The 13,388-nt window shown below is 40.9% G+C and carries 13 protein-coding genes and 7 tRNA genes; 3 read left to right on the top strand and 17 right to left on the bottom strand.

Features of this window, described 5'->3' with window-relative positions; genetic code table 11:
• Nucleotides 1-40: 40 nt before the first annotated feature.
• The 5 genes from ACLGGR_RS14245 to ACLGGR_RS14225 form a co-directional block, all read right to left on the bottom strand.
• Complete coding sequence (locus tag ACLGGR_RS14245) at nucleotides 41-802, bottom strand: SDR family NAD(P)-dependent oxidoreductase (RefSeq protein WP_410973311.1); 762 nt, start codon at nucleotides 800-802, stop codon at nucleotides 41-43.
• A gap of 112 nt (nucleotides 803-914) precedes the next feature.
• Complete coding sequence (locus ACLGGR_RS14240) at nucleotides 915-1,292, bottom strand: MmcQ/YjbR family DNA-binding protein (protein WP_142946623.1); 378 nt, start codon at nucleotides 1,290-1,292, stop codon at nucleotides 915-917.
• A gap of 140 nt (nucleotides 1,293-1,432) precedes the next feature.
• A complete protein-coding gene (locus tag ACLGGR_RS14235) occupies nucleotides 1,433-2,326 on the bottom strand; it encodes an alpha/beta hydrolase (protein WP_410973310.1) in 894 nt (297 codons plus the stop codon).
• 193 nt (nucleotides 2,327-2,519) lie between these two features.
• Nucleotides 2,520-3,959 carry a DHA2 family efflux MFS transporter permease subunit gene (locus tag ACLGGR_RS14230; RefSeq protein WP_142946625.1) on the bottom strand — a complete coding sequence of 480 codons (1,440 nt, stop codon included), beginning with the start codon at nucleotides 3,957-3,959 and terminating at the stop codon, nucleotides 2,520-2,522.
• 80 nt (nucleotides 3,960-4,039) lie between these two features.
• Nucleotides 4,040-4,636, bottom strand: a complete 597-nt coding sequence (locus tag ACLGGR_RS14225) for a TetR/AcrR family transcriptional regulator (RefSeq protein ID WP_251216942.1) — start codon at nucleotides 4,634-4,636, stop codon at nucleotides 4,040-4,042.
• A 247-nt stretch (nucleotides 4,637-4,883) separates the two neighbouring features.
• Here ACLGGR_RS14225 and bglS point away from each other — a divergent pair, with 247 nt between their 5' ends.
• Entirely contained in the window at nucleotides 4,884-5,612 is a 729-nt protein-coding gene (bglS, locus tag ACLGGR_RS14220) for a beta-glucanase (RefSeq protein WP_410973309.1), read from the top strand.
• Nucleotides 5,613-5,655: 43 nt separating this feature from the next.
• Here the strand turns inward: bglS and ACLGGR_RS14215 are convergent, their stop codons facing one another.
• A complete protein-coding gene (locus ACLGGR_RS14215) occupies nucleotides 5,656-6,057 on the bottom strand; it encodes a MerR family transcriptional regulator (protein WP_142946627.1) in 402 nt (133 codons plus the stop codon).
• Nucleotides 6,058-6,275: 218 nt separating this feature from the next.
• Here ACLGGR_RS14215 and ACLGGR_RS14210 point away from each other — a divergent pair, with 218 nt between their 5' ends.
• Nucleotides 6,276-7,325 carry an NAD(P)-dependent alcohol dehydrogenase gene (locus ACLGGR_RS14210; protein WP_111927695.1) on the top strand — a complete coding sequence of 350 codons (1,050 nt, stop codon included), beginning with the start codon at nucleotides 6,276-6,278 and terminating at the stop codon, nucleotides 7,323-7,325.
• 341 nt (nucleotides 7,326-7,666) lie between these two features.
• Nucleotides 7,667-8,128, top strand: a complete 462-nt coding sequence (locus tag ACLGGR_RS14205; protein WP_098677662.1) for a CarD family transcriptional regulator — start codon at nucleotides 7,667-7,669, stop codon at nucleotides 8,126-8,128.
• Nucleotides 8,129-8,405: 277 nt separating this feature from the next.
• Here ACLGGR_RS14205 and ACLGGR_RS14200 read toward each other — a convergent pair whose 3' ends face one another.
• From ACLGGR_RS14200 to ACLGGR_RS14150, 11 genes are all read right to left on the bottom strand, one after another.
• Nucleotides 8,406-8,609, bottom strand: a complete 204-nt coding sequence (locus tag ACLGGR_RS14200; protein WP_003214229.1) for a cold-shock protein — start codon at nucleotides 8,607-8,609, stop codon at nucleotides 8,406-8,408.
• 311 nt (nucleotides 8,610-8,920) lie between these two features.
• On the bottom strand, nucleotides 8,921-9,427 hold the full coding sequence (locus tag ACLGGR_RS14195; RefSeq protein ID WP_410973308.1) for a GrpB family protein: 507 nt from the start codon (nucleotides 9,425-9,427) through the stop codon (nucleotides 8,921-8,923).
• Nucleotides 9,428-9,644: 217 nt separating this feature from the next.
• Nucleotides 9,645-10,442, bottom strand: a complete 798-nt coding sequence (locus ACLGGR_RS14190) for an alpha/beta fold hydrolase (RefSeq protein WP_410973307.1) — start codon at nucleotides 10,440-10,442, stop codon at nucleotides 9,645-9,647.
• A 160-nt stretch (nucleotides 10,443-10,602) separates the two neighbouring features.
• Nucleotides 10,603-10,686 (bottom strand) — tRNA-Leu (locus ACLGGR_RS14185).
• Nucleotides 10,687-10,734: 48 nt separating this feature from the next.
• Nucleotides 10,735-10,817, bottom strand: a tRNA-Leu gene (locus ACLGGR_RS14180).
• Between the two features lie 7 nt (nucleotides 10,818-10,824).
• Nucleotides 10,825-10,900 (bottom strand) — tRNA-Lys (locus tag ACLGGR_RS14175).
• Between the two features lie 31 nt (nucleotides 10,901-10,931).
• Nucleotides 10,932-11,006, bottom strand: a tRNA-Gln gene (locus ACLGGR_RS14170).
• 20 nt (nucleotides 11,007-11,026) lie between these two features.
• Nucleotides 11,027-11,098: transfer RNA gene (locus ACLGGR_RS14165), tRNA-Glu, on the bottom strand.
• Nucleotides 11,099-11,107: 9 nt separating this feature from the next.
• A tRNA-Ser gene (locus ACLGGR_RS14160) sits at nucleotides 11,108-11,198 on the bottom strand.
• A gap of 4 nt (nucleotides 11,199-11,202) precedes the next feature.
• A tRNA-Asn gene (locus ACLGGR_RS14155) sits at nucleotides 11,203-11,277 on the bottom strand.
• Nucleotides 11,278-11,499: 222 nt separating this feature from the next.
• The gene (locus ACLGGR_RS14150) at nucleotides 11,500-13,347 is read right to left on the bottom strand and encodes a sigma-54-dependent Fis family transcriptional regulator (protein WP_410973306.1); all 1,848 of its coding nucleotides are present in this window, start codon (nucleotides 13,345-13,347) and stop codon (nucleotides 11,500-11,502) included.
• Between the last annotated feature and the right edge of the window lie 41 nt (nucleotides 13,348-13,388).

Below are 13,388 nucleotides of genomic sequence, written 5' to 3'. Positions count from 1 at the left end.
AAAAAATCACTGAGGAAATCTACCTCAGTGATGGGAATCGTTATTTCATACTTGTACCAGCGTGTGAAAAGATCGGTTCTTTCAATTCAAATTCGAATGTCTTTCCGTCCACAATACCGACTGTTTTTTCACTGTCATAAAGCTCAAGCAGACAAGCTGCCATTTCTTTTGATGTATGATATTTCTTGAAATTGCCTTCATATTCAAATTCGTCTACATCCAATGAACGCTTTGCAAATTCTGATTCTGTCGCGGAAGGTGCTAATATTTTCGCCTGTAATTTGGCTCCTTTTCCTTTCAACTCTAGTGCCAGTCCTTCTGTAAAGGCACTCACGTAAAACTTCGTGGCTGAATAGGTGACGGCATTGCCGACGACTGTATAGCCGGCTCGTGAAGAAATGTTAATCAGCTGCGCTCCCTCTACTTGCTCATAATCACGAACAAATAAGGTGGATAGAATCGTTAATGCTTCGATATTCAGATGAAGCATACTTCCAATTTTACTTAAATCTTGTTCTCCTATAGAGCCAAAGTGACCAAACCCTGCATTATTTATGAACGTATCCAGCTCATAATCTGACAATGACTCATAAAACGAATACACTTGCTCTATGTTTGTTAAATCGACTGATTGTATGTCTACTTTGATATCGGGATATTGATCATGAATCTTCTTTTTCAATTCTTGGAGTTTATCGAGCCGGCGTGCAGCTAATATAAGATTTTCCCCTCGTGCTGCAAAGGCGAGAGCCGCCTCATATCCAATACCTGAGCTTGCTCCTGTAATGACTGTATAACCCATTTCATATCCCCCTATTCGTGTCTTCTTACTGGTTAAATTATAACGACAGCATTTCGCTCAAGTCAATTTTGAAGAGAGTCGAAGGGCAGCATGTCTAACTTAGGACAGCTCCTCAGTCATTTCCTTTTGAATCATTTTGGAGGATATCATGTTGAGATTTTTTTGTTAATTTTTGAAAAACCAATTGGTAGGAATGTTCGATTAACTCCTCTACAAATGAGGATGGAATGTCTGCATCAAGGTAAATGGAATTCCAATGAGTCTTATTCATATAGTAGCCAGGGATAATTCCTTCATGCATCTCTCTTAGTTCTTCAGCACGTTGAGGGTCACATTTTAATGTGATGACAGGCTTTCGATTCGCATCTCCGCCCATCATAGCAAACATCTTTCCGCCAATATGATAACGATCTGCCTGCCATTCTGGCTGATAATCATGGGTGACTCCTTTTAAAGAAAGACAAAATGCCTGTAATTTCTCTTTTTCCATTAGATTCGCTCCTTTTTTTAAGTCGTCTATTCTTTCTATTATATCGACTATACAGACAGATAACTGATCTTTTTCATTCATTTCACAACAATAAAGCACAGGCCCGCTGTCTCCTGTGCTTTTGTATCTTTCTTCTTTTCTTATTGAAACGCCTTTTTCAATTGATCACTCATTAGATGCCAAGCTTCTTCAGCTATGGCTAAATCTCCGGCGTGCGTGAAGCCGTGTGGAACTCCTTTAAATTGTTTGTACGTGACGTCTACCCCAGCTTCTTTTAACTTGGCAGCATATTGCTCGGCTTCTTCAGCTAGCGAATCCCTCTCTGCTGTGATGACGAGAGCTGGAGGCATTTGAGCCAAGGATGAACGATCTGCAAAAACCGGAGAAACGAGCGGATTGTGCGGATCTTGGCCTTGCAGATAGAAGGAATTAAAGAGTCTCGCCAATTCAACTGGGATCGCTTCTTCAAACGCTGGCTTTTCTGCTGGATCAGTGGCTAGATCAAGCGGCGGATAATCAAGCACTTGATAGACAATTGGGATTGTATTTCCTTTTTGAATATTCAATAGACATGCAGCCGTTGCCAAGTTTCCTCCTGCGCTATGTCCACCAATGGCTAATGCATTCCGATCGATTTGAAGCTCGTCAGGATGTTCATACAGCCACTTCAGGACATCATAGCATTCATGAAGAGCGGCTGGGAATGGGTGCTCTGGGGCAAGCTGATACTCGACATTGACGACAATACATTGCGCCCTGTCTGCAATAACTGGACACCATGGATTATCCATTTCAGCACTGCCCATGATAAATCCGCCGCCATGTAAATTCACAAAAACTGGAAGAATCTGTTTTGATGTGTTCACCGGCTTAAATACCCACACCTTTGTTTCACCAGCACTTGTTGGAATATCATATTCCATTTTGTTCACTTCAGGAGGATTTACTGGCTTTAGTTCCGATTGACTCGCTAATGAACCTTCAGATGGCTGGCGTAATGAAGCAGCGATTTTGATTTGTTCTTCTAAGTTCATGATCTCAGACTCCTATCTTATTCATTTCTTAGTTACTCATTCGTTTCCTTTTCCTCTTTTCCTCCTACTAAATCAACAGCAACTTATATTGGTTCACTTTTTACCTATCTCCCCTTTTTCCCTCTCTTTGAAACAAGCATTGAGCAAATAAAAAAGCACTGCGGCGCTATGTCCTCAGTGCTTTTGATTTCTCTTATGATACTTGCTGTTCTACCTTCACTCGTTTAATGAAGAAAGCAATAATTAAACCAACGATGGTCATGATCACTGCAAAGATAAATGCGTGCTGGACGCCATTTGTGAAGGCGAGCAGCTGATTCACCGGATTTGCGGGATCAGCCACATTTTCCATAAAGCTGCGGGCGCCTGAAGAAAGGATCGAAATACCGACCGCAGTACCAATGGCTCCTGACACCTGCTGTAATGTATTCATAATCGCTGTACCATGCGGATATAGCTCTGGCGGCAGCTGATTTAATCCATTTGTTTGTGCAGGCATCATGATCATCGCGATTCCGATCATTAATGTAATATGAAGGGTGACAATGAATCCAATCGACGTATTCACACTTAGATTCGTAAAGCCAAACATCGTCGCTGCGACAATGACAAGACCTGGAATCACAAGCCATTTTGGACCAAACTTATCAAACAGACCACCCATGATTGGAGATAGGAGTCCGTTGATAATTCCACCTGGCAATAGCATTAAACCTGCTGTAAATGTAGAAAGTGCCAAGGATGTTTGCAGATACAATGGCAAAATCATCATAGCAGACAGCATCACCATCATACACACTAAAATCAGAAGTAACCCAATGACAAACATCGGATATTTAAACGGGCTTAAGTTCAGCATTGGTTCTTTCATGTTCAACTGTCTTAAGGAGAACACGAGAATCCCTAAGACACCAACTACAATTGCAACAATAACATGCATACTGCTCCAGCCGCCGCCTTCACCGGCACTGCTAAAGCCATACACAATTCCGCCGAAACCAATAGTTGAAAGCACAATCGATAAGATGTCGATTTTCGGTCTTGTTGGTTCCGTAATATTTTGCATAAAGATATAACCAAATACGAGTGCAGCCATTAATAAAGGAAGTGAAATCCAGAAAATCCAATGCCACGTCAACGATTTCAGAATAAGACCAGAGACAGTTGGACCGACTGCTGGTGCAAACATAATCACAAGACCAATAATTCCCATTGATCTGCCTCGTTTATGAGGCGGGATGATGACCAAAATCGTATTAAACATCAATGGCAGAAGCAATGCTGTGCCGACTGCCTGCACGACACGTGCTACCATTAAAATACTAAAGACCGGCGCAACTGCCGCAATAAATGTTCCGATGATCGAAAAGACAAGCGATGTAATGAAAAGCTGCCTTGTCGTAAACCATTGAAGAATGAGTCCTGAAATCGGTACGAGAATACCAAGTGTTAATAAATATCCTGTTGTCAGCCACTGAGCAGTCGTCGCTTCAATTCCAAAGTCTAACGTTAAACTTCTCAGCGCCATGTTTAATGCCGTTTCACTGAACAGGCCAATAAATCCAGCCGTGATAAAAGAAATAATAATGGGCAGCGTTCGAATGTCAGAAGCTGCTGCTTGCTGTTTGTTCATATTAAGTTGGCTCCTTTTCTTTTTCAATTTAGATGAACCTTAGGAAGTCAGGGTGGTCAGAAATGAGCCACTTTAAATGTCTATTGAAAGACGGATAAAATCTGTTTTTCTGCAGCAAATTGAGCTATTCTTTCGATTGAATAGCCAGATTCATGTATATAAAACATGAGCTCAGGCGTCATTGGAGAGGACATACATAACGTTGTCAATTCTATATCCTGTATGTTCGCTTCTCCCTTTTCTCTCGCTTCCTCAAGCAAATCACGAATGATTTTTCTAAGTGATTGACTGTAATGACTCTCATACACTTTACTTGTCTGCTCTAAATTCCCAGAGATTGTGAGCATCCGAATCCAGTCTAGATGGTGACCGACGATCAAATGAATTTCTTCGAGAACATAGCGCAAACGTTCACGAACCGGCTGATCACTTATTTTGCTCAAGTAAAGATGCAAAGCTGGGATCAGCTGTTCAAATCTCTCCCCAAGGATAGAAAGGCACAAATCACTTTTATTGGCGTAGCGGCGGTAAAGAGTGCCCTGCCCAACACCAGCTGTTTTCGCAATTTTATGCATACTGACATTTTCTACACCAAATTCTTGAAACAAGGAGAATGCGATCTCTTCAATTTCCTCCCCAATATCCTTTTCCACCTTGCTCACCTTCTTTACCTTCATCCACATGACACTCATCTCTATGTGTTAAATCAAAACACTTCATGTTTTTCTTAGGACAATTGTCCCGATATTATCTTACGGACAACTGTCCGCAATGTCAATCATTATTTTTTACTTATGATCCTTCTTTCAATTCTATTAAATAATACACACTGTTTATCATTATTTAGACCGATTTTCCCTTTTAAAAGAATCATGTATGATCAATAAAGAAAGCGCTTCCACAAAAGGAGAGGAGAATGCGAATATGTACCGTATGAAACGAATGTTGATACTGCTTGTCACTGGATTAGTCTTGAGTTTGTCCACATTTACTGCGGGTGCCTCGGCACAAACGGGTGGATCGTTTTATGAACCTTTTAACAACTATAATACGGGGTTATGGCAAAAAGCCGATGGATACTCGAATGGAAACATGTTTAACTGTACGTGGCGTGCAAATAACGTGTCTATGACATCATCAGGTGAAATGCGTTTATCACTCACAAGTCCCTCCTATAACAAGTTTGACTGCGGGGAAAACCGCTCCGTTCAAACGTATGGCTATGGGCTATATGAAGTCAACATGAAGCCAGCCAAAAATGTGGGGATCGTCTCTTCTTTCTTCACTTATACGGGACCGACTGATGGTACGCCTTGGGATGAGATTGATATTGAATTTCTAGGAAAAGATACGACAAAGGTTCAGTTTAACTACTATACGAATGGTGTAGGAAATCATGAGAAGATCGTCGACCTTGGATTTGATGCAGCGAACTCTTATCACACGTATGCATTCGACTGGCAGCCGAACTCTATCACATGGTATGTTGATGGACAATTAAAGCATACTGCCACTACTCAAATTCCTCAAACACCAGGGAAAATTATGATGAACCTATGGAATGGTGCAGGTGTCGATGAATGGCTCGGTTCTTACAACGGGGTTACACCACTTTACGCCCATTACAACTGGGTGCGTTACACAAAAAGATAACTCTATCAAAAAAACCTGTGACTTGTCACAGGTTTTTCTTCATTTAATTAGAATGAGTTTTCAGCTGATGAGCGAGTTTTTTCTCATGATTGTGGATAATATCTTCATAACTTTCTATTTTGAAATCCAATCGTTTAATGGTCTCTTCGATTTCCTTTTGTTTTTCGACGAGTCTTTCTCGTTCATTGACCAAAATGTTTTTTCTCGAAGATAAAGTATAATCATCATCTTCAAAAAATAAGGCTGTATATTCTCTAAGTGCATCAATCGAGAGCCCTGCATTTCTCATACACTTGATAAATTCAATCCATTGAAGATCATCCTCTGTATAATCACGAATCCCATGATCGTCACGTTTAATTTGCCTAATCAAACCAATATTTTCGTAATATCTAAGTGTCGCAGTGGATAAATCGAGCTGTTTTGCTGCTTGTGCTATTTTCATTGTGCCCTCCTTCTTTCTCTTACCTTCCGATCTCCCTTTCCTCATCATCTCCATTTTGAAAAAGAAAGCAAGATGCTTTTGGCTCAATTCTTGATTCAGGAATGTTGTAAAAGCCTAAATTCGTTATCACAGAAGGTTTTCTGTTGACTTATAGTTCACTTTAAGAAGTACAGTATAGAGGAAAGAATCGAATCTTATATTTGAAAGGATGATCAAGAATGTGTCAGACGCACCAATCAAATGTTTTAAGTGTTTCACACGCAAAAGCGAATTTTGAACGGACGACCATTGAACGTAGAGCGCTTCGTCCACATGATATTTTAATTGATATTCAATTTAGCGGGATCTGTCATTCAGATATCCACAGCGCTTTTGATGAATGGGGCGGCGGCATTTTCCCGATGGTTCCAGGTCACGAGATCACTGGGGTCGTTGCAGCTGTAGGGGATGATGTGACGAAGTTTCAGATCGGAGACCGTGTAGGCGTTGGCTGCTTTGTGGATTCCTGCGGCACCTGTGAGTATTGTCAAAATGGAGACGAGCAGTATTGCACAAAAGGGGTCGTCCAAACGTATAACAGCCGTGACTATGACGGGGAACCGACATATGGCGGCTACAGTCAAAAAATTGTCGTGACTGAACGATTTGTCGTCAGCATTCCTGATCAACTGCCCCTTGATGCCGCAAGTCCTCTTCTCTGTGCTGGCATAACAACTTATTCACCATTAAAGCACTGGAAGGCAGGTCCTGGCAAAAAGGTTGCGATTGTCGGAATGGGCGGGCTCGGCCATGTCGCCATTCAATTCGCGAGTGCTCTAGGCGCTGATGTGACGGTATTGAGCCGCTCCTTGAATAAAAAAGAAGAGGCACTGTCATTTGGCGCAAAAGACTATTTTGCTACAAGTGATCCTGATACGTTTCAGACACTAGCCGGTCAGTACGACCTCATTCTCAATACGGTCTCTGCCAACATTAACGTGGATGCTTATTTGTCCTTACTCCGAGTAGATGGAACCTTAGTGAACGTCGGTGCACCGCCTAAGCCGGATCAATTCCACGTCTTTTCATTAATTTCTGGCCGCCGCAGCATAGCTGGTTCACTCGTTGGCGGCATCCAAGAAACACAAGAAATGCTCGATTTCGCAGCTGCTCATAACATTGCACCACAAATTGAAGTGATCAATGCGAATCAAGTTGATGAAGCGTATGAACGGGTGTTGAAAAGTGATGTGCGTTACCGGTTTGTGATTGATATTTCGACGTTATGATCGGATTCCATTTTGAAAGACTAGCTCAATGGCTAGTCTTTTTATATTTCAGCTATTTAACACGATGTCCTCTTAAACAGCTGTTTACGTTTGAATGACTGGATGACGGATATAAAAGGTGGAGTCCGAGCTGTTATTGTGGATATCCTGTTTTTCTTATAGCGAGGAGGATATGATCAAATGAAAAAAATCACATCCAAAATTCCCACAAAATAACCTCTCTTTTTTAGAACAAAATTTGTTGACAACAAATAAATAAACATGTTATTATTAAAAATTTGATTATTTAACCCCTAAGTGTGGTACCCTTAAAGTAGATACATTATATGGAGGTGGATGATATGTTTCAAATTGGTGATAACATTGTTTATCCAATGCACGGAGCAGGTATAATTGAAGCCATAGAGGAAAAAGAATTCTCTGATGAAAAGCAACAGTATTATGTGATTAAAATGTCAATCAGTCATATGAAAGTAATGATTCCAACACGGAAAATGTCAGGTTCACGTATTAGACCTGTTACAGATATACTGGCTTTAAAGAATGTAATGCACATTTTCCAGCATGGCAAATCAGATCAATTACTGACATGGAAAGAACGGCATACAATTAACACAAACAAAATAAAAACGGGTAACATCCAAGAAGGTGCTGAAGTTGTGCGTGATCTGATGCGTATGAAGAAAGAGAAAGCACTCAATGCAAGTGAAAAGAAAATGCTAGATGATGCCCATGAATTTTTGCTAAGTGAATTAGAAGTCATCAAAGGGATTACAGAAAAACAAATCAAAAGTTTCTGTTAAGAACCTCTTCCACGCTCACCATTTTTGAATACATGTTCTCTACGAACATGTCCACCCTTCAATTTATTAAAGAAAAAAAGAATTTATTTAGGCAAATTCCGCATATTGTAAATCCAATATGCTATACTGTTGATAAACCTTTGAAGCATGAATTTTTTTACGATTACCTTGTAACACCTCCCTACTTGTACGCTGAGTAGGGTTTTTTATTGAAGAAATAAGTGAAAGCATAAAAAAACAGGCTCTCTACAGAGAACCTGTTTTAAAAGGATGAAGATTAAGCAGTTTTTTGAACGTTAGCAGCTTGAGCTCCACGAGAACCTTGCTCTACGTCAAATGTTACTTTTTGACCTTCGTCTAAAGATTTGAATCCGTCACCTTGGATAGCTGAGAAATGTACGAATACATCGTCGCCTTCTTCACGTTCGATAAATCCAAAACCTTTTTCTGCGTTAAACCATTTTACTGTACCTTGTTCCATGTTTGTTGCCTCCTCGTGCGTATACCACACAATGTATTATACTATCCTTGCCCAAAGTATCCTCAAGACGAAAAGTCTTTCTTCATGCTATCCTTTACGCCGAACAAAAATAATTATTCTTATTGTAACATGAATCGGAAATAATTGCAATTTAGGATTTAAAAGAACACCACACATGATATCGTGACACTAATTAGGCAGGAGGAGCTTAATGATGGAAAGATTTTGGTTAAAAGAAGAAACTCTCCTTTTTAGTGATTCCCCTTGTGCATAAAATCAGTTATTTTGAACACCAAAAGAGAGAACCTTCTCTAAATTCTCTCTAAAATTGACTTAACAAAATCAGTTTTTCCCTCTGCATATTTGTGTTTGTCATTTTTGTTTATACTTGATAGGTTAAGTTTAAGCTGCTCGTATTCACTTCTTGCTAGTTCGTTACTTCTCAGGTAATTCCTAAAATTTATTTGTTCGAGTAGATATCTATTGCCCGTTTGATACATATGGATTTGGTGTGTACGTGGTTCTCCTTTGATGAAATAGTGTCTTTCAGGCAACACATTGGTCCCTTTATATGAATAACCAAGCCCTTGCAAAGCTGTTACGCACTGTTCTCCGTCAAGAAAATGATTGATTTCAATCGCAATATCAATAATGGGTTTCGCACTCAAACCAATTACTGCTGTACTTCCAATATGGTGGACATTCACTATATACTTTCCGATAACTTCTATTATTCGTTTCTTTTCACTTTCATATTCTTTGACCCATTCAACAGACCAAGGAACTAAAAAAACTTCCCCTCTTGGTAAACCAAGCATTTACTCAACCCCACTTTATAATTTTGTTGTTTGGAAATTTTCATTATACGTCACATTCGTAGAGAACATCTTACTAATAGTTGTGTAGCATTTCATCGGATTTACAATATAACCTTCTAAACAGTATTAGTATGATTGGAATGCATTATATAATAATATTATTCTCAAACAAAAAGTCCACTCACTTAAGATGAGTGGACTTTCATTTAGATAAAACTTACTTAACATTTTCAGACTCAAGTCTGTTTAACCAGTTATGGACTAATGAGTTAAATACATCGGGTTGTTCGATTTGCAGGTTGTGGCCAGCCATATCAAGCACCGCAAAAGTGGCTCTTGGATAATCTTCGATGAGCCGCCACGCATCGTGATATCCGACTACATTGTCTTGACGCCCTGTGATAATGAGCGTGGGGTACTGAAATTCAGATGAAATGTCAAAGGTATAGCCATACCCATTTTGATGAATGTTGTTGATGAATTCATGATTTGTTTGTTTAGAAGGAAGGTAAATTTCATCTCGAAACCTCTCCCATTCCGTCTTTCCTTGCACAACGGCCATGGAGCAAAATTCATCCGTCTCCTCTGGAGAGAGTTGTGATATCAATCTGCTGTCACTTTTTAGAACGGTCTTCTCTGGCACGACTCTTTTATCGAATACAGGTATAGTCATTGGGGCCACGAGCAGTAATCCACGAACGGTTTCCCGGCGTGAATGAACAATACCTCTAGCTATGTACCCTCCATACGAATAACCACAAACAATAAACTGTTCATCAGGGATAATCTCGTCCAAAAGACGCAATACCGCTTCTAACATATCATCAGAATTCTGAATAGACGGTTGCGGCTCGGAACGTCCCATCCCCGGTAAGTCTATGTATATTCTTTTCCAACCGCTTTGTTTTTCAAATACCGGTTCCAATGCATGTAACATCACTTGATGGTCAAGTGTCCAACCATGCAATATAACGATTGGAAATCCTTCTCCAATAACTTTATGGTAAATTGACATGTATTTATTTCCCCTTTCCTATATTTCAATATTTTATCATAATTTTAGAAAAATTCTTTTTTCATTGAACTTGTTATCATCGTAAACTGTCATATATAACTGTTCAAACTAATTAGAAAGCACAAAAAAACCAAAGGTCTACCACCTTTGGTTTCTTAGATGCGGCCGAGAGGACTTGAACCTCCACGGGTTATTCACCCACTAGGCCCTCAACCTAGCGCGTCTGCCATTCCGCCACGACCGCGTGTATGATGTGCTCATATATTCATAAGTGCACTGTTTGAAAAAACAATGCGGGTGAAGGGACTTGAACCCCCACGTCATAAAGACACTAGATCCTAAGTCTAGCGCGTCTGCCAATTCCGCCACACCCGCGTGACAATGGTGAGCCATGAAGGACTCGAACCTTCGACCCTCTGATTAAAAGTCAGATGCTCTACCAACTGAGCTAATGGCTCATCTGCTATGCAGAAAAACATATATAAAAAATGGCTGGGCTAGCTGGATTCGAACCAACGCATGACGGAGTCAAAGTCCGTTGCCTTACCGCTTGGCTATAGCCCAACGAATCAAAAAACAAAACATGACCCGTACGGGATTCGAACCCGTGTTACCGCCGTGAAAGGGCGGTGTCTTAACCGCTTGACCAACGGGCCATACAATAATGGCGGAGAAGGAGGGATTTGAACCCTCGCGCCGCTTACACGACCTACACCCTTAGCAGGGGCGCCTCTTCAGCCACTTGAGTACTTCTCCATTATGGCTCCGCAGGTAGGACTCGAACCTACGACCGATCGGTTAACAGCCGATAGCTCTACCACTGAGCTACTGCGGAATAATAAGACATGTTTCATTATATCTATGCCAGAAAAATGTGTCAAGAATTTTTAAGTGTTTCATTCCTGCCTCATTAGCGACGGCTTTTATAATTTAACATATACTAATATAACAGTCAAGCCTTTCTTCCTTCCTTTTTGTTTTCTGTTAAACATGATAGAAAGGCCCCGACCTCTAACTGAAAGACCAAGGCCTCCTTGCAGCTGCGCTCCCTATGAGTTCATGACAGCTTATACTTCCGCATCCACTTGTAAAAGGTGCTTCTTGGCACCCCTGCTGACCTCGCTGCTTCTGACACATGACCTTTTGTTTTGTGCAGTGCTTCTATCACTGTTTGCTTTTGAATGCGTTCCCTAAACGTGAGCTCTTTTGGAATCTCGTTACATTCTGCTGGAGGCAGCTTCTGCTTTTTCTGATCCATCGTCTCTAATACCGCAGCGTATTGCGATTCACCAATCCATCCTCCTTTAGGAAACAGTACCCTTATATGTTCAAACAGATTAAAAAGTTCTCGTATGTTTCCTGGCCAATGGTACGCTTCTAGCTTACGAAAAAATGATTCAGGAAATGTTGCATTCCAATGGTGTTTCTTTTGGTAATAACGATATAAATCAACAATGTCTTCTTTTCTTTCTCTAAGGGGCGGGATGTTGATTGGATAGACATGAAGACGATAATACAAATCTTCTCGTATTTTCCCTTCCCTCAGCAGTTCGTTCATATTCCGGTGTGTCGCTGTAATGATTCTCATATCCAAGGGGATTTCGTTTGTCCCGCCTAGCGGTACGACTTTCCTTTCTTCAATGACCCTAAGAAGCGCCACTTGCATCGCATAAGGGATCTCGCCAATTTCGTCTAAAAAGAGCGTTCCTTTTTGCGCCTGTTCAAATTTCCCCTTTGCTCCATAACGTTTTGCCCCTGTAAAAGCTCCTTCAGCATAACCAAATAGTTCGCTTTCTAACAGGCTTTCAGGTATGGCTCCACAATTAACGGCAATAAACGGTCCATTATGTCTTTCACTAGCTAAGTGAATCGCTCGAGCGGCCAGTTCTTTCCCTGTACCTGTTTCTCCCCAAATATAGACATTTGCATCTGTTTGTGCCGCTCGTTTTATTTTGCTGAGCGTCTGTTGAAATACCGTACTTGTTCCAGATTCCCCGGGAAATTGAGCAAAAGAAACGGTTATATTGCTCTTCGCTGCTTCTTCAAGCGAAAAAGACATGCCAAGCAGCTTTCCGTCCTGCTCTGACTGAATGATCTGCTTGTCCCGTGTAACAAATGTATCACCCGTGAGCCGCTCAACATCCATTCCATACCAGTCTGAAAACCGGTCTCTAATCGGCCTGCTTGCCAAAACAATCTGCTTTTTCTCATTACAGACAACATACGGCTCGTCCGCTTCTACCTGCTGGAGACAATGACTGATCAGCTCCATCTCTTTCCTTTTTTGCTGGACCTGAATTTCTCTCTCTATGGCATATGCAACTGTTGAAGCCATTCCAAGCATAAAAGGATGACTTTGATCCGCCATACAGGAGATATCAATGACTCCTATGATCGTGCCGTCTGCATCACGAATAGGGGCCGCTGAACAACTCCAATGGTGGGAAGCGACTGAAAAATGCTCCGTTCCGTTGATCGCTACAGCTTCCCCAATGACCAGTGCCGTTCCAATAGCGTTCGTCCCCACATCGGCTTCGGTCCAGCGCGCGCCCTCCATAAAATTTATTTTTTTCGCTTCTACCAGCGTCCTTTGGCTTCCTGACAGACTTAGCACATAACCATCTGCATCGATGAGTAATGCCATCATCTCAGATTCTTTTAATTGCTGACTGATTTTATTTAAGTAAGGAAGAGCGGCATTTAGAAATAGTGAGTATTTCTTTTTTTGAACACTGAATAATTCCTTTTCTAACAACGACTGTCCTTTATCTAAATACGGATTCACATTTGCCTGTTTACATCTGTGCCATGACTCCATCACTCTCTTATCCAGACGAGACCTATCAAGCAAACCTTCACGAACAAAACGTTTCCAAGTATTTAAATAGCAAGGCGTCGGATTCATTCCATCCTCTCCTCTGGGGGCTTTTTATCCATTATAGATAA

This window comes from Bacillus sp. BD48, from assembly GCF_046566805.1.
GTDB lineage: Bacteria > Bacillota > Bacilli > Bacillales > Bacillaceae > Bacillus > Bacillus safensis.
Note: the sequence above shows the minus strand (reverse complement) of the source record. Positions and strands in the feature narration are given on the sequence as shown.